We start from the raw sequence: 16,187 nt of genomic DNA, 5'->3' as shown, positions 1-16,187 counted from the left end.
AAAAAACGATACTTGTGTGACTTCAAGCAATCTATTATGCAAAGTAGCAGCGTAAACGTACAGTGAGCAGTGTGATTTTTCTTAAATACATGTTGATTGTTATAATATAAACATAGTTAAAGGAGGCGTATTATGATTGCAGGTTTGACTAAGGGAGACAAAGCAGTAAAAGCGGAAAAAACAAGTGATCAGCTGAGAGAATTGTCAGTTGCAGAATATGTAGTTAAGTCAATACATGACTTGCAAAAATTGCATAATAGATTATGTTCATCACAGGGCAACAATTGTGTTAATGATAGAGAGAAGTTTGTCCAAGATAGTGATGGGCTTGGTATATTTCAATTTCTCAAAAGCTATATTAATGATGCAGAAAAAAATGAGCCTTCCATTAAGAACCTTACTATAATGAAATTTCTTCGCTCAATTATAGAAGATAGGGAACTGTATAAAAAGTTATGCAGTTTCGATGATTTTCTCGATTGTGAGTTAGAAAATTTGAGAGATAAGATAAGCTTATTAGCGCTTTTGAGAGAAAAGATGGACTTTACTGATATACAAAAAGCTTATGGTAATTGGCGTTTTAGTAATCTAGTAGGTGATAATGATTTTAAGCGAATGTATGTGGATGAAGCAGTAAAAGAAAGAGAAAAGCCTGTTAATGAGGACTTTGAGAAAAATATAGGTAAATACATAGAGTTAGTAAAGGAAGGAAAAGAAGTTGCAAGTAGGTATTTTGGAAAATGGAAAGAGGACTTTCAAGTTTACTGTGAAGAAATTGACAATAATAATAAAGTTTTGAATATTAACCTTACTCATTACGACAATAGTGAGCCAACAAAGATTAGTGACGTTTTACAGCAAGAGAAAGATATTAAAGAACTGAATATCTATTGCAATAAAAAACATGAAATACACGCTCATAAAAAAGATAAGAAAAGATATTATGAATTTAAAGAAGGTGCATATTATGAAATGACAAGCACTTGGGCTGCAAAAGATGGATCAGGAATGTGTACCATGATTATGAATGTGAGTAGCGATGGCATAACTGAAATACTAAAATTTAATGGTGAAGATTTTGTTTCATCGAAGGAGATTTTAGAATTAATAAAGCAAAACGATGAATTATATATTCAAGGTCTCTCCTTATATGATGCTGTAATGGAATCACTAGAAGAGAATAGGGCTACTCCTATTAATCTTTACAATGAATCTATGGTGGCTTATCAAGGTAAGGAACCAGAGGGGAAGTTAGATCATAAAGTTGATGCTGATAATAGCCTTCCTTCTTCTCCTTCTATTAATAGCAATGCATTGGAAGCCAATTTACAGCATACTGAAACTCAACCAGAAATTGCTTCACAACAAATAACTGATTTACAAAACAGTTTTGGAAAAGAAGAGCGAAAAAACACGGAATTGCAAACTGAACTGGCACAAAAAGATGAAAAGTTAGCAAGTGTGTTAGCAGAGTTACAAGAGAAAGCACAAGAACTTAAAAATGTATGTGAAGCAAAAGGAAAGCTAGAGGGTAAGCTAAAAGGTGTTAATACAGAAAAGAAGGAGTTAGAAGACAAATTAAAAGAAGCAGCACACATAATGAAGGAAAAGGAGCAGTATGTAAGCAATTTAAAACTTCAAGTGCAAGAGTTGAAAGATGAGCATAAAGCACAACTGGAATCTTATGAACAAGGGATATGCAAACTAGCATGGGAAGTTGAAGAGTTAAGAAGCAAGCTAGAGTGTGAGAATGAATGGGATGATAAAGTTGTAGAAATAGCTGATGGACTGGGAGAAAAAATTCATGCTGATGAACAAAGAAGCCTCAATAATCAATTTTATACTCCAACAAGAAATATTTTTAATGAGACTAATAATGAGTCTTGTGTTCCACTGGAAGAAAAGATGACGTTACTCAGATCTTCAAGCTCTGATGGCGGGTATGGTAGTGATAATGGTTTATCTTCTAACATGAGTTCTATTGAACAAAGAAGCTTCAATCATCAATTTTATACTCTAGCAGGAAACGTTTTTAGTGAGCCTGATAGTGCCTCACAAAAGAAGACAGAGTTATCCAGATCTTCAAGTTTTGATAGTGGACTTGATAGCGATGAGGAAAATTGTGATAATGATTTATCTTCTAACATAACTTCTATTGAGAAGGTAGTAGAGAGTAGAAGCGTAGGTAGCTCGCTTTCCTCTTGCATTGTTAAGGAGATGATTGGAGTTAAGTTGCAAGAGCAATACTCAAGTAGAGTATAAAAATCTCCTGTATTGATAATAATTTAAAATCTATAGTAGACTGAAAAAGATTATTAAATTATAATACGACAATGATAAAAGAAGACAAATCAAAAACAATTTTTGAAGTGGAAGGGGCAGTAACTGCTTTACTACCTGCAGCAGAATTTAGAGTGAAGCTGGACAATGAACATGAGATTATCTGTCATGTATCAGGGAAAGTGAGAAGAAGTAAAATACGCATAATTATAGGCGATAGGGTGTTGGTTGAGATGAGTGTTTATGATAGGAATGCAAAAAAGGGTAGGATAATTAGAAGGCTTAAAGGTACAAGTGACAGAACGATCTCTAAATAATCTTATTCTTGCTTCATCATCGAAAAGGCGTATAGCTTTACTAAAACAAATAAATATTGAGCCAGGTTTAATTTTGCCAGCAGACATAGATGAAGTTCCTTTAAAAAAGGAACTTCCAAGAGATTACTCAATCCGTATGGCAAAAAGTAAAGCTGAGAAAACACAAAGTTCAAATCCAAATTACTTTGTGCTTGGTGTTGATACAGTTGTTGCTTGTGGTAGAAGGATACTGCTCAAAGCTGAAAACGTTGAGCAAGCAGAAAAATGCGTTCGCTTGTTATCAGGAAGAAGGCATAGAGTATACACCAGTGTGTGTTTATTAACTCCTGATCAATCTAAACAGCATATTAGGACTGTAGTTACAATAGTGAAATTTAAGCGTCTCAGCGAACAAGAAATTAAATACTATTTAGCATCAGAAGAGTGGAAAAACAGGGCAGGGGGGTGCAACATACAAGGTCTTGCAGGAATGTTTGTATTATTTTTACGTGGCTCATACTCTTCTGTAATAGGGTTACCATTACATGAAACCCATTGCTTGCTAAGTAATTACTTTAACCTATACTAATACCACTGTCCTTTTTTTGTTTTTCTTCAGCAATAAGTTTAGCCCAGATTCTATTTCTATTTGCTAATGCAATTCTATTGCGATCAGGACTATCATTGCGTTCTGTTAAAGTATCTTTTCTTTCCTCTTCTACTATTCCAGCTTTCAGTTGTGCTGCATCTTTTTCTAGCAATTTATATAGTTCGCTATTTTTGTCTATAGTCAGATTAGTATTATCATTTTCTTGTTCTGCTTCTTGTTCTGCCACTTTTCTTTCTAATAACTTACGTACAGGGTCATATTTTTTACCTTCTTTTATTTCTTTCAACATACTTTCTGAGAATAAATCTTTAGTAGCCTGGTGTGAAGGTTCTCTCAATCCTTTATTCAATTTTTCCAATGTATCTTTTGGTTCAATGGTTTCTAATTTCTTCTCTAATTGCTCAGAATTGACCTGAAAATTATAGTTACTAGTGTAAGTTGGAGATGAGTAACCTGAGTCGTTTATTTCTTTCTCCGCTGCATTGTCTTTTAGCAATCCAGCTGCTAATAAATGTTCTTTTGTTTGCCCACTCATTTTCTTTTGATTTACTGGTTTTAGCAGGAATTTCTGAGTTTCTTTATCCAACTTACTGGTAAATTCCGTAAGTAGGGTATCATCTCTTTGTTCAACATTCATTAAGCTCGCTTTTAACTGTCCAGAATTTACTCGAGATTTTTCATGATTAGAGTGAGTTGGAGATGAATAGCCCGAATCGTTTGTTTTTATGTCTGTTGAGCTGTATTCTAGAGATTCATTTTCTTGTTCGGTTTCTTTTTGTTCATCGTTTCCTCTTTCTTCGTTTTCCTTAGTGCTAAGATAATCTTTTTCTTGTTTATAATCTGATTGAGGCTTTGAAAGCGTTATATACTCATCTTCGTTATCGCTCCAACCATCTTCGAAGTCAGAAAATTCTTCATCATACTCACTTTCACTACGTAATAACTCATTTTTTGCTTTCCATGCAAGAATCGAAGCTACATCATTTAGTGGTTGCTTATTTCCAGTATTGCGTGATTCTTTAGCGTTTTCATACTTAAATGCATCTTTAACTTTTTTGAATGCAACGTCTTGTACTGGTGCAGCGCTTTCAGTAGTTGTAGGATCAAAAATTGCACCTTTTTGCCGATTATTAGATATTTGCTCACTTTCATCTGATTTTCGGCTTCCAGGTACAGCATGTCCAAATGTAGCAAATGTAGGATTGTCATACCGTTCATCCTCTTGTGTATTATCTTGATTGTAGATTACAGACTTGGTGAAAATAGTACTGCTTGAAGAAGCATCAGAATATGGAAAATTGTAGTTATTTCTACTATTAATCCGTATTGGCTGATACTCATCTTTTTTCTGATTATTAGGTAATGAACTAGCTCTAGGTGGAAGTGACGGTGGAATCTTTTTAGCAGATGCGTTATTAGAATTTGTAGTGCTAGTCGTTACATGCTTAAACTCAACTTCTTGATCTTGAGTAGCTTGAACGCCAATACCTTTACTAATATCACTTTCTATGAAAGTTTCAGATGATTGTTGTTTCTCTTGTTCTTGTCCTTTCTCCTTGAATTGTATTTGATATAGGAATAAGCCACCTATTTTTACATCTGTGTTTGCTTTTAATTGTTCCTCAGTAACACCATTACGTTCAGTTAGATCTACACCATCTTTATCAATCTTGATTTTGATAGTACATTTTTTTCCATTTTTGTCATGCCAATTCAAAGTCATTTCATATGAACCATCGGTTACAACATAATGCCTTATTCTTTTCTCTCCTTCTTCGGCAACAAAACCGTGCATTCCGCTCTTTCCATCACTATGCAGTGTTGAAAATCCCGAAATTCCTTTCTTCTGACAAAAGTCACTATTTAAAAACTCGCTGATTTTAAACTCTTTTTTGTCATCTCCCAGTGTAATACTTGCGTGATCGCCATATATTGAAACTCCTGCGATATCATCAACATACTCTTTTAACCTTGCTTTAACTTCACTTTCAAGCTTTTGTTCGGCTTTCTTTATCTTGTTCTGCTCTGGAAGAATAACTTCATAAGCTTTATTTTTGTCTTCATCTATCTCCAAATTCCAGATGGGGTGCTTTATTAGAAACTTTACTGCATTAAAACCAACTCTGGAATTATAAATTGGGTCGTCTTCCTTTTTTATTTCATCGAATAAAGTAAAAAATCCTCGAATGAATTCATGATATTGTTGTGTGCTTTGAGTATTCATATTTTCCCTCACTAATAACCCTCTGCCTTTTAGCCTTAGCTAGTACAATTATTACGGGAATTGATTTAGTTTTTATTAAAGAAGTTGTATTGCTAACGTGATGACATGAGCTATTTTATGTTCACATCAAGCAATTTAAGTTGTCATTCCAGTCTGGAATCTAGATTTTTCTAGACTTGATCCTATAGTCAAATTCATAACTACAAACGTTATAATATAAGAGTAATTTTCACCAAAAAGTATGTCATTCTAGTAGCTGACACTGGGATCCAGTCGCACTCAGTTAGTGAGCATAAAATTATTATGTTAAAACATAACATTTTTGATGAAGTTCATGAAAGGCTGGATTCCAGACTGGGATGACAACTTAAAATATTGCTTTAGCTCTGTTTTTGCAACTTCAAGTATTTGCTACTCATAGTAAATACTTCTGGATCTTGAGAAGTGAGCTTGAGTATAGCAAGTATGTTAATAAAAAGCAAAGCAGCAATCGAGATATCAGCTATATCCCAGAGTAACTTAACTCCACCGATTGCACCAAATGGAATGATTAAGGTAAAAACTACAGTCCAGATTTTGGTGTATTTATTATCCATAGATACATAGCGTATTGTTTGTTTTGAACAAAAAAACCAAGTAAAAATAGTAGTAAATGCAAAGCAAAACATTATGGTCATAATAAAATAGTCAATATAGGGCCAATTCATAGCTTTTCTAAAAGCAAATATGCACATGTTAGTGCTCTCTAAATCAGTAATCCAAGAATCTGTGACAAGCAGTACCATTGTTGTAATGAATACTATGAGTGCAACTATAAAAGGAGATATTATTGTGATTAGACTCTGTTCAATGATAAATTTATTGTTATTTTTTTTAGGAGTAATCGAGGAGTGTACAATTCCTTCGAGGCCAAGTCCTATATCTGTTGCAAAAATACCTCGCAAAGTTCCAACTTGAATAATAGTCAACATTTCTAAAATTAAACCTAAAGATAAACCAGAGTTAAAGCTACTAGTTGTAAAAAAACTGCTTGTTATTAATTTTAGAGAAGGAAGGATATTTTCACTAAACTTAAATAATATTATACCGCAAAGTGTAAGGTAACTCACCGTCATTATCGGTATCATAGCCGATATAAAAATTTTAATTTTTTTTAAGCTGAGAGCTGCAACAACAAAAAATATTATGGCCATTACAATGCCGCCAATAACTACAGGTACATCTACCATGCTGAGTGGTATTGATAGAGAATTTACCTGAACAAGATTACCAACTGTTATTGAAACTATTACCATAACAATTAGAAACACAATTGTAGCTTTGCTAGAGTTAAATGAGTCATTCATGTAGGCTACAGGTCCACCTATAAACCGTCCATTTTTTTCTTTTCTGGTTTTTATACTTAGGTAACAAGTAACATATTTTATCACAGAAGTAACAACAATAATGATTGCCATCCATAAAATGGATCCCGGTCCTCCGGTTTTTAGAGCAACAGCAGTTCCTGAAATATTTCCTACTCCTAAATTTCCCCCTAAGATTGTAAACAGAGCAGCTATAGAAGAAAATTTATTTTCTCCTCTTTTAGCTCCAATAAGTGAAAGGGCATACGGTAGTCTAAATATCTGCAACCATTTTAGTTTAACCGATAGGTAAACACCAGCAACTAGTATGAGTAGTATTGTTGGCAGTAATAAAACAAACTTTACTGTATCCATCTGTAAAAGAGAGATTTTTACTTGAGTATATAGCAAAAGTTGAAAAATACCTAACCTATTTTCTATGTATGACTTCGGTTCCATTATTCTAGCACCTCTTATCTTGTCATACCAATCACAACTGTATGAGCAGATCAAATTTTGCAACTTCTTCTTCAGCGCACAATTCAGTGCAAGAAAAAAGTAAAAGTAGGATTGAGTATATACGTATTTTCATAAATACTCTATTTATGAAGAAAATAATTTAAGTTCTATCTATTATAATAAAAATATTATATAAATCATTTGTTAATATAATATTATGCTAATACAAATATACTAGCAATTATAACTTTAATATATTATTTTTTTATTTTTAAGCAGTTATAATATTAAAGAGACGTAACAAATATAAATAGTAGTGGCTTTGCATAGAAAGTCACAAATTTATTTCCTTTATAAATGTAAGACTTTTTAGAACTAGAAAAATACCTTGGAGCAAGTTGCTCCAAGGCTCTTGTTTACTTAGAATCCACCCATTCCGCCCATTGCTCCTGCACCCATAGGTGATGAAGCATTTTCTTCTTTGTTTGGTAGATCAACTATCATAGATTCAGTAGTAATAAGTGCGCTTGCTACAGACACTGCCGTTTCAAAAGCAATACGAACTACTTTTGCCGGATCAATTACACCAGCTGTTGATGCATTAGCGTAGTTCATAGCCTCAACGTTGTATATAAGCTCTTTATCATTCTGCTTAATCAAATAGTCAATTATAACAGCAGATTCAAGACCAGCATTTTTAACCAATCTTTTGATTGGAGCACTGAGAACTTTTTTGACAATGTTGATACCTATTTGCTCTTCATCGCTTGAAGCTTTTAGCTTATCAAGAGCAGATGCAGCGTAAAGAAGTGCAACTCCACCACCGGGAACTATACCTTCTTCAATTGCAGCTCTTGTTGCGTGAAGTGCATCTTCAACTCTATCTCTGCGTTCTTTTACTTCTACTTCGGTTGCTCCACCAACTTTGAGCACAGCAACGCCGCCTGATAATTTCGCTAAACGCTCTCTCAGCTTTTCTTTATCATAATCAGAGGTTGAAGTTTCAATCTGAGATTTAATCTGGTTAACTCTAGCATCTACTCTGTTTTTTTTATCAGAGTCGCTGTCTTCACTAACAATTGTGGTATTGTCTTTAGTGATTTTAACATTTTTAGCAGTACCAAGATCTTCAAGAGTCAAATCTTCCATCTTGATTCCAAGCTCATCTTTTATGACATACTTAGCACCTGTTAAAGCTGCTATGTCTTCGAGCATCTCCTTTCTCCTATCACCAAAACCTGGAGCTTTTACTGCAGCAACTTTTAGACCACGTAATTTGTTGATCACTAAAGTGCTTAATGCTTCACCTTCAACATCTTCTGCAATGATAAACAAAGGTTTACCAGACTTAAAAATAGCCTCAAGAATAGGAAGTAAAGGTTGAATAATATTAAGTTTTTTTTCTGTAATCAGCAAATATGGATCATCAAGTTCCACGCTCATCTTTTCATTATTTGTAACAAAGTATGGAGAGAGATAACCACGGTCAAACTGCATACCAGTTGTAAGTTCAACTTCTAATTCTTTTGAACCCTTACTCTCTTCAACAGTGATGACGCCTTCTTTTCCAACCTTTTTAACAGCATCAGCAATGCTATTACCAATATCTTTATCACCATTTGCAGAAATTATTGCAACTTGTGCAACTTCATCCATTTCCTCTAAAGAAATTGTGCGAGACATTGATGTAATCTCCTTTAATATCACATCTTTTGCCTTCTGTATTCCATTTTTGATACAAATACGATCATTTCCAGCTGCAATTGACTTTGAAGCTTCCATTATCATATTGCTAGTCAGTATTGAGCATGTTGTGGTACCATCACCAACTTTGTCATTACACTGAGAAGCACTTTGAGCAATGGTGCTTACTATCGCAGAGTGTAATGGTTTTTCAGGCTTTATACCTTTCATTACCTTATAGCCATCCTTTGTGACCTCTGGTCCACCATATGGCTTGCTAATTCCTACTGTATTTCCCCTAGGCCCTGCAGTTGCTCCCACCGTTGAGTCAACCATTGCTGCAACTTCACGAAAGGCTTCTTGCAACTGTTCGCCTGATACTACTATGTTAGCCATTTTTATCACTCCTTAAATTAATAAAAAATTTAGAATATTAAAATACATAATGCACTATATAGCGCATTAGTTTAGTAAAATAGGAATACCTACTTGATAACAGCAAGTAGGTCTGACTCCTTCATCACGACATACTTTTCATTATCATGCTCTACTTCTGTCCCAGCCCACTGCCTGTAGAAAACCTTATCACCAGTTTTTACAGTTAAAGCTATACGCTCTCCGCTTGAGTTGCGTGAACCACTACCAATTGCTATAACTTCACCTTTAGTAGGCTTCTTTTCAGCACTTGATGGTAGTACAATTCCACCTTGTTTTTCTTCAGTAATAGGCTTTATTAGCACGTTATCATCTAATACATTCAAATTTACACTTGACATTTATGTTTCCTCATTAATAGATTAACCTACAATTCTATGTAGTCATCTAAAGGTTACATTTCAAGGGTTGGAGTTAGTAAAAGTGTATAATTAAGGTTTGAACAGAAGTTTTATGGGTTACATACCGCTAGCAAACCGTAGTCTAATATCTTTATACGGACCAGATACGAGAGATTTTCTTCAGGGTGTTATAACAAATGATATTAATAAACTAAGTAGCCAGCAGGCAATTTACTCTTTATTACTCAACCCTCAGGGAAAATATCTGTACGATTTTTTCCTCATTGAGCATGATAAATATATTTATTTGGAGTGTGAAAATGCCCATCTACAGCAAATAATTGAAAAATTAGACTTGCTCAAAACTTACCTTAGAGTGAGGATTAAAGACATTAGTTCACTATATAAGGTTGGAGTTTTATTTGATGCTAAGTTGGCGAAGTGTAGTAGTAAGTCACAAGTTATTTTTCAAGATCCAAGGCACAAGCTGCTAGGAATGAGGATCATACATGAAGATGAAATAAAAGAACCGGTTGGAGATTTTATTCAGTATGAAAAAGTTAGAATTAAAAACCTTGTCCCAGATGGAGCAAAAGATATGGTGCAAAATTCATCATTTCCGCTGCAATATTTAATCGATAAGATAAATGGTATAAGCTTTAATAAAGGGTGCTATATAGGTCAGGAAGTTGTAAATCGAATGAGCAGACAAGAAAAATTCAGAAGGAAACTTTACCTTGTTAAGGGAAAAAATGCACTTCCAAATATTGGCACTAAAGTAATCAGTGAACATAATGAAGAAGTAGGAGAACTACGCTCTAGTGTCGACAATATTGGACTTGCATTGCTTAATACTGGAAAAAGCCACGCAAATTTATATGTCGGTGGAGTTAGCATTAAGACGTTATAAAATATCTATTCGAGTAAAAGCCCCTTTTTCTTGTTTAAGTGTTTGTGATATTTAGTTAAATTATTGACTTTATTATTTAAATATATCATAATTAAAGTATATTATTATTTTTAGTAGGAGAGTTTGATATGGCGTTAACAGAAGAACAAAAAACTTTATGCAATGATCTAGAGCTTGTAATAAAAGGAACCGGAACTAAGGATATAGTTCAAATACTTGAAGAAGCTAAAACAGAAGATCTTTTTGCTGTTTTTAAATTATATAGAGGTGAAAAAGGAGACGAAGATTCTTCTTATACAAGAGTTAGCCTTTTATTCGATCTTCTTGGTAATAATAAAATTTGCGAATCAGCCGTTTTCGATATGGTTAAAAAGAGAAATATATTAAAAGAATTTTTAAGTATCGATCTTGGCTTTGTAGAATCGGATAATGGTATTCGCGAAGATTATAGAATGGTTGATATTATTGTGAAATCTTCAGTTAATATAACTGAATTTTTAGATTTAATCAAAGACAAATTTGGATTAAAAGAGTTTTGGAAAGCTTTACCTGAAGATTCAGATCGTAATATGATTAAAGGTGCTTTAGAAAGAGAGATGGGGAAACTGGAAGATGATCAAGAGAAAAGTAAATATAAAAATTTTCTAGAAGAAATCAGGATAATCGAATTGGAACAAGAGCTCAATACAATAACGTTAAGGGGAATGGAAAGGACACTAGATTTTGGAGATAACCGTGAGTTAAGGAAAAATGCAGCTAAGAAAGGAATGAAATTTGGTGCTATTGGTGGTGCTATAACTGCATTGGCAGTTGGGTTAGGATTGTATTTTGGTACTGGTGCCGCATTAACGGCATTGCCGACTATAATTGGTATAGCTTTAGTCGCTGCATTATTAGTTGGAGCTACGATTGGTGCTATTACGTACGATGTTTTAAAGCCTAAGAGTTGTATAGATACCGTTTATACGACAAAAGGGTTTGACACTGTAAAACAAGAAACTAATACAGCGACAGGTATATCAGTTTAATTAAGTAGAGCGAAGAAGTTTCTTCTTCCTTTTTCTCGAAATTTTTTACTTCGTTAGGTACCCTTAATCCTATTCAGGGTACCTAGATCTGATAATAGGTGTAACCATAAACTCGTGCAAAAGCCCCTTTTTCTTGTTTAAGTTATTCACAGAATTGTTAATAACTAAGTTGATAACCTAGTAGAGTATATAATTTTACATTTCTGAGTACTTTGGAGATCTATAATAAATATGATCTCCAAATACTAATATATATATATAATTGAGAACAAAAAAACTGTGGATAACTCTGAAAAAGATCAAAAAAGACATCAAAAAGAGTATGATTAGATTGAAATATTTACAGAAAAACTTACTCAATTGATAAATATCTTAACGCTTTTTAAGAAAAGACAAATAGAGGGTCGTATTGGAGCTAAAAGATAAAATTTTTAAGTGCTTTTGAAGTGATACTTTAGGTATTTTTAAAGTAATACTTTTAAAGTATCAATTGAACATTTTTGAGCATTAATCTGGAGGTTCAACAGGCACTTTTTTATGCTGTTTGAGAAGAGCAAAAATTGAATTTTCTCTTGCTGAAAGCTTGTGTTTCTTATATTTTCCATAATATACATTATGTAATTTTCAATACTAATAAAACTATTTCCCAATCTTTTAAACAACAACCTATCGAACCTCCGGATTAGTACTTAAAAGGAACTATTAAAGTACCTCTTTAAGTATTAAGAAGAACTTAAAATTTCAACCTTTAGCTCCAATACGACCCTCTATTTGTCTTTTCTTAAAAAGCGTTAAGATATTTATCAATTGAGTAAGTTTTTCTGTAAATATTTCAATCTAATCATACTCTTTTTGATGTCTTTTTTGATCTTTTTCAGAGTTATCCACAGTTTTTTTATTCTCAATTATATATAAAAAATTTGGAGAAAAGAGGAAGAAGTCTCTTCTTCCTTTTTTTACTTAACTACACTACCATACTTGCCGCTGTACTAGCTTTTTGTTCTGCATCAACGCTATCTAGCTTCTCACTAGGAACCTGCTTTGACATTGTATATGTAATACCAAAAACAACAAACCCTGTTGCTATAGCAACAGCTGCGCCAATAAAAGCCGATATTAGTAATGAAAGACCAGCAGCAGCAAAAAGTCCATTACCAACTCCCACTCCAGCCGTAATACCAACAATAGCAACAAATTTCATTGCTTTATTGCTTGTATTTATCTTCTGCCTTTTTTAAAAGCTGCTTTGATTCATCACGGGCATGTTTTCTTGCAGTCATTCCATAATGATCCTTTATAAAAAGATTAGCACCTGCATCTAGTAAAATTTGTGTTACCTCTTTGTCATGACTATTGTGCAAAGGAGTTTTTCCAAAAGAATCTCGTGCATTAACATTAGCACCTTTGTCTAATAGATATCGTATTAACTTCTTCTCCTCCTCCTCTAAGCAATCAAAATCTCCAACTATTACATGCAATAATGTAACTTTATATCTATACTCTCTTTTCTCTAAGCTAAATAGATGATTTATATCAAATTCTTCCTCCTTCCACCTTTGATATGTATCGCAAGCTTCCGTTGAAACGATAAAAAAGGGTGAAGTTACTGCTATTCACTTTTTGTATCTTTTTTAGCAAAAGCTTCCTCCCAAGTGCCTTGAGTTGCTGCACGGCTATACTCTGTTACTCTATTTTCAAAGAAATTTGTATGTTCCACGCCATTTAGTATTTCATCAAGCCACGGAATAGGGTTATCTTGAACATTATATATAGATTTAAGACCTAATTGCGTTAACCTTCTGTTTGCTATGTAACGTATATAATTGCGCACTTCCTCTGCAGATAGCCCTTCAACATCTCCTAAATCAAAAGCAAGACTTATAAATTCATCTTCAAGTTCAACAATAGTGCGACATGCAGAATATAATTCTTCTTTGAACTCGTCATTCCAAATTTCATTATTCTCTTTAATAAACGTATTGAACAAATTGATAATTGAATTGGTGTGCAAGGTTTCGTCACGTGCTGACCAAGCAATTATTTGCCCCATACCTTTCATTTTTCCAAACCGTTGAAAATTGAGCAAAATTGCAAATGATGCAAATAACTGCAATCCTTCAGTGAAGGCACCAAATACTGCTAAAGTTTTAGCAACATGTTTTTTATCGTGCTTTTTACTTTCCTCAAATTCTAACATGTATTCATACTTCTTTCTCATAGCATCATATTTTAAGAATGCTTGATATTCACTTTCTGGTATGCCAATCGTATCTAGAAGGTATGAATAGGCTGCAATGTGTATAGTCTCCATATTGGAAAAGCTTGCAAGCATCATACATATTTCTGTTGGCTTAAATATATTTGAATAATGCCTCATATAGCAATTATTTACTTCAATATCTGCTTGAGTAAAAAACCTAAAAATCTGGGTCAATAAATTTTTCTCTACATTAGAAAGTTTAGTTTTCCAATCTTTCACATCATCAGCAAGCGGAACTTCTTCAGGTATCCAGTGTATCCTTTGTTGCTGCAACCATGCATCATATGCCCAAGGATAATTAAAAGGCTTGTATATTGGATCTGCTTCTAGCAATGACATAAGGTACCTAATTATTTTGAAGTAAATATTATATTAAATGATATTGAGAATCAGTCAATTTAACTTTTTTGAAATTTGACGACAGATAGTTTATCAGTGTATTATGATTTCAAATAACTAATTGACAAAATGCGAGTATTAATATTTTCTGTTTTGCTGTTTTCAGTAGGCTGCATGCACACTATCTATAATCACGGAGTTCCTGGCATTAATGTTGAACTGTGGAGCAAAATAAAAGTAGGTGATGATAGAGAAAAAGTGGTTCATACTTTAGGATTGCCAACATTAGTATCAAAGTTCGACGAAAATGTTTGGTACTATGTCTCATATAAAATTAAACAAGCTAACTTCTTGGGAAAAAGGAAGTACAGTAGTAAGTCTCTGCAAATTTCGTTTAATCAGAATGACGAAGTTATAGATATAAGAGAAATCAACGTTGCAGAAAGGTCTTTAGCTGTTGTTGATTGAAAATTTGCTGATCTATTTTTCATCACAAGTAACTAATTCAGGTAACGTAAATTCACCTATTTAGAATAAAATCTAACGTGACTTCGCGCCAAATGTGATGATGCTCAGCAGGTAAGCCAATTAACGGGCTACATTTATACACTGCACGCATTGCATTATCTGCTGCTGATCTAAAAAGAGGATTATTTTGATAAGAACTACTATCTGCTACGTTGGCTACAACGATCTCGCCTTTACTGGATAATAATAAGTTAATTTTTATACTAAAATTTTCTTTATAAACTATGCCCTCAGGAATGCTCCAACACTCTGTCAGTTTATCCCTTATAGAATTAATAATTTCTGTTACAGCCAATTCATCATCTTTGTTCTCAATATTTTTCTTATCTCTTATTTCATTTTTCACCTCTTTGATGTCTTCTCTTAGTTTTCTTTCTACACCCTTTTTTCTTTTGGGAATTGGAATACCCTCATCAATTTCCTGTATTTCAATAATTTGCCTCGGTTGTACTAACTCAACTAATTCTTTTTTTCTTTGTGGTATAGGAATAACTGATGAATCATTCGTTTGGGCTTTCATTGAAAAAAGCAAAAAACAACATAGAGACAAAAGAAGAATATAATTAAAATAGAGAGGGCGCATATGTTAAGCAGCTTGTTTTACTGGTTTAAAGCTAATATTGCACATAAAGTCAATATATTTCAGTTGACTTAAACTCAAATTTGCTACACTAATTTTATTATCTCTATAATATCATATGGTCAATATACTCTAAATGAGATGGAAAGATGAAGGTGTTATTATAGCTGTTAAAAAATACGGTGATAAAAATTTAATTCTTTCTCTATTTACAAAAAATCATGGAAAGTGCAGAGGATTAACTAGGTTAACAAACAATAGCAATTATAAGTTTCAAATAAGTAATCTATTACATGCAGAATGGAGTGCTAAGCTACCTGAAAATCTAGGTTTTTTAAAGTGCGAATTGATTGAATCTCCATTTCATCATTTCTTTCAAGATAGGTTAAAAAGCATTGCTATTGTTTCTTTCTCGTCTATATTAGAAAAAGTGCTTCCAGAAAGTGAATCCTGCATCAAGTTGTATGATAATTTTAGACACTTCATCGATGTAATAAAACATAATAGCCAGTTTTGGCAAAGTCATTACCTTAACTTAGAGCTTCTGCTTCTTACGCAACTTGGATTTAAGTTAGACCTATCAAAATGTGCTGTAACAGGTGTGAAAGAAAATCTACAATTTATTTCTCCAAAAACTGGTAGAGCAGTGTCAAAAAAAGTAGGTGACTGTTATGCAGATAAATTACTACCTTTTCCACAGATGTTGCATGATGTATACAATAACAACCTACAAAATAGCTACTCATATCAAGAATTCAGACTAGGGTTAAAAATTACAGGGTATTTTTTAAATAAATATCTATTTCTGCAGTTAAATGCGAAATTTCCGGAGTTGAGAAATTTTATGCTATCATTTGAATCTTAGTTACTA

Annotated in this window: 15 protein-coding genes; 7 read left to right on the top strand and 8 right to left on the bottom strand. The window is 33.3% G+C overall.

The genetic code is table 11. The features are described from left to right. Window positions 1-132: 132 nt before the first annotated feature. From OOL05_RS02680 to OOL05_RS02670, 3 genes are all read left to right on the top strand, one after another. Window positions 133-2,262 carry a hypothetical protein gene (locus OOL05_RS02680; protein ID WP_264375585.1) on the top strand — a complete coding sequence of 710 codons (2,130 nt, stop codon included), beginning with the start codon at window positions 133-135 and terminating at the stop codon, window positions 2,260-2,262. A 71-nt stretch (window positions 2,263-2,333) separates the two neighbouring features. Next, window positions 2,334-2,597 (top strand): translation initiation factor IF-1, encoded by a 264-nt coding sequence (gene infA, locus OOL05_RS02675; RefSeq protein ID WP_052264695.1) that lies wholly within the window; start codon window positions 2,334-2,336, stop codon window positions 2,595-2,597. After that, window positions 2,575-3,165 carry a Maf family nucleotide pyrophosphatase gene (locus OOL05_RS02670; protein WP_010401248.1) on the top strand — a complete coding sequence of 197 codons (591 nt, stop codon included), beginning with the start codon at window positions 2,575-2,577 and terminating at the stop codon, window positions 3,163-3,165. The genes infA and OOL05_RS02670 overlap by 23 nt, the downstream gene beginning before the upstream one ends. Here the strand turns inward: OOL05_RS02670 and OOL05_RS02665 are convergent. The 4 genes from OOL05_RS02665 to OOL05_RS02650 all read right to left on the bottom strand — a co-directional run bounded on the left by OOL05_RS02665 (window position 3,152) and on the right by OOL05_RS02650 (window position 9,671). Continuing rightward, window positions 3,152-5,410 carry a hypothetical protein gene (locus OOL05_RS02665; RefSeq protein ID WP_264730702.1) on the bottom strand — a complete coding sequence of 753 codons (2,259 nt, stop codon included), beginning with the start codon at window positions 5,408-5,410 and terminating at the stop codon, window positions 3,152-3,154. The two genes, OOL05_RS02670 and OOL05_RS02665, sit on opposite strands and share 14 nt — an antisense overlap. Before the next feature lie 380 nt (window positions 5,411-5,790). Beyond that, complete coding sequence (locus OOL05_RS02660) at window positions 5,791-7,128, bottom strand: alanine:cation symporter family protein (RefSeq protein WP_029237595.1); 1,338 nt, start codon at window positions 7,126-7,128, stop codon at window positions 5,791-5,793. A gap of 504 nt (window positions 7,129-7,632) precedes the next feature. Further along, window positions 7,633-9,291 (bottom strand): chaperonin GroEL, encoded by a 1,659-nt coding sequence (gene groL / locus OOL05_RS02655; RefSeq protein ID WP_264730700.1) that lies wholly within the window; start codon window positions 9,289-9,291, stop codon window positions 7,633-7,635. Window positions 9,292-9,380: 89 nt separating this feature from the next. Beyond that, a complete protein-coding gene (locus OOL05_RS02650) occupies window positions 9,381-9,671 on the bottom strand; it encodes a co-chaperone GroES (protein ID WP_007302813.1) in 291 nt (96 codons plus the stop codon). Window positions 9,672-9,783: 112 nt separating this feature from the next. On the opposite strand from OOL05_RS02650, the gene ygfZ reads away from it, so the two are divergent. Both ygfZ and OOL05_RS02640 read left to right on the top strand, forming a co-directional pair. After that, window positions 9,784-10,581 (top strand): CAF17-like 4Fe-4S cluster assembly/insertion protein YgfZ, encoded by a 798-nt coding sequence (gene ygfZ, locus OOL05_RS02645; protein ID WP_264685469.1) that lies wholly within the window; start codon window positions 9,784-9,786, stop codon window positions 10,579-10,581. Between the two features lie 128 nt (window positions 10,582-10,709). After that, the gene (locus tag OOL05_RS02640; protein ID WP_264685470.1) at window positions 10,710-11,609 is read left to right on the top strand and encodes a hypothetical protein; all 900 of its coding nucleotides are present in this window, start codon (window positions 10,710-10,712) and stop codon (window positions 11,607-11,609) included. A 964-nt stretch (window positions 11,610-12,573) separates the two neighbouring features. Here the strand turns inward: OOL05_RS02640 and OOL05_RS02635 are convergent. The 3 genes from OOL05_RS02635 to OOL05_RS02625 form a co-directional block, all read right to left on the bottom strand. Then, complete coding sequence (locus OOL05_RS02635; protein ID WP_264730697.1) at window positions 12,574-12,810, bottom strand: hypothetical protein; 237 nt, start codon at window positions 12,808-12,810, stop codon at window positions 12,574-12,576. A gap of 4 nt (window positions 12,811-12,814) precedes the next feature. Continuing rightward, window positions 12,815-13,087: an ankyrin repeat domain-containing protein gene (locus OOL05_RS02630; protein ID WP_264375578.1), complete on the bottom strand. Its 273-nt coding sequence runs from the start codon at window positions 13,085-13,087 to the stop codon at window positions 12,815-12,817. Window positions 13,088-13,218: 131 nt separating this feature from the next. Further along, a complete protein-coding gene (locus tag OOL05_RS02625) occupies window positions 13,219-14,208 on the bottom strand; it encodes a ribonucleotide-diphosphate reductase subunit beta (RefSeq protein WP_264730695.1) in 990 nt (329 codons plus the stop codon). Window positions 14,209-14,337: 129 nt separating this feature from the next. Here OOL05_RS02625 and OOL05_RS02620 point away from each other — a divergent pair, with 129 nt between their 5' ends. Then, window positions 14,338-14,676, top strand: a complete 339-nt coding sequence (locus OOL05_RS02620) for an outer membrane protein assembly factor BamE (RefSeq protein ID WP_264730694.1) — start codon at window positions 14,338-14,340, stop codon at window positions 14,674-14,676. A gap of 52 nt (window positions 14,677-14,728) precedes the next feature. Here the strand turns inward: OOL05_RS02620 and OOL05_RS02615 are convergent, their stop codons facing one another. Beyond that, complete coding sequence (locus tag OOL05_RS02615; RefSeq protein ID WP_010401890.1) at window positions 14,729-15,256, bottom strand: hypothetical protein; 528 nt, start codon at window positions 15,254-15,256, stop codon at window positions 14,729-14,731. A 196-nt stretch (window positions 15,257-15,452) separates the two neighbouring features. Between OOL05_RS02615 and recO the strand changes: the two genes are divergently transcribed. After that, entirely contained in the window at window positions 15,453-16,181 is a 729-nt protein-coding gene (recO, locus tag OOL05_RS02610; RefSeq protein WP_007302913.1) for a DNA repair protein RecO, read from the top strand. Window positions 16,182-16,187: the final 6 nt, after the last annotated feature.

Source organism: Wolbachia endosymbiont (group B) of Episyrphus balteatus (assembly GCF_947250575.1).
Classification (GTDB): domain Bacteria; phylum Pseudomonadota; class Alphaproteobacteria; order Rickettsiales; family Anaplasmataceae; genus Wolbachia.
This window is presented reverse-complemented; position numbering and strand designations above follow the sequence as displayed.

Excerpts from the sequence above, each read along its gene's own strand:
- OOL05_RS02680 (WP_264375585.1), top strand. The coding sequence starts at position 133 with ATGATTGCAGGTTTGACTAAGGGAGACAAAGCAGTAAAAGCGGAAAAA.
- infA (WP_052264695.1), top strand. The coding sequence starts at position 2,334 with ATGATAAAAGAAGACAAATCAAAAACAATTTTTGAAGTGGAAGGGGCA.
- OOL05_RS02665 (WP_264730702.1), bottom strand. The coding sequence starts at position 5,410 with ATGAATACTCAAAGCACACAACAATATCATGAATTCATTCGAGGATTT.
- OOL05_RS02660 (WP_029237595.1), bottom strand. The coding sequence starts at position 7,128 with ATGGATACAGTAAAGTTTGTTTTATTACTGCCAACAATACTACTCATA.
- groL (WP_264730700.1), bottom strand. The coding sequence starts at position 9,291 with ATGGCTAACATAGTAGTATCAGGCGAACAGTTGCAAGAAGCCTTTCGT.
- OOL05_RS02650 (WP_007302813.1), bottom strand. The coding sequence starts at position 9,671 with ATGTCAAGTGTAAATTTGAATGTATTAGATGATAACGTGCTAATAAAG.
- ygfZ (WP_264685469.1), top strand. The coding sequence starts at position 9,784 with ATGGGTTACATACCGCTAGCAAACCGTAGTCTAATATCTTTATACGGA.
- OOL05_RS02640 (WP_264685470.1), top strand. The coding sequence starts at position 10,710 with ATGGCGTTAACAGAAGAACAAAAAACTTTATGCAATGATCTAGAGCTT.
- OOL05_RS02635 (WP_264730697.1), bottom strand. The coding sequence starts at position 12,810 with ATGAAATTTGTTGCTATTGTTGGTATTACGGCTGGAGTGGGAGTTGGT.
- OOL05_RS02625 (WP_264730695.1), bottom strand. The coding sequence starts at position 14,208 with ATGTCATTGCTAGAAGCAGATCCAATATACAAGCCTTTTAATTATCCT.
- OOL05_RS02620 (WP_264730694.1), top strand. The coding sequence starts at position 14,338 with ATGCGAGTATTAATATTTTCTGTTTTGCTGTTTTCAGTAGGCTGCATG.
- OOL05_RS02615 (WP_010401890.1), bottom strand. The coding sequence starts at position 15,256 with ATGAAAGCCCAAACGAATGATTCATCAGTTATTCCTATACCACAAAGA.
- recO (WP_007302913.1), top strand. The coding sequence starts at position 15,453 with ATGAGATGGAAAGATGAAGGTGTTATTATAGCTGTTAAAAAATACGGT.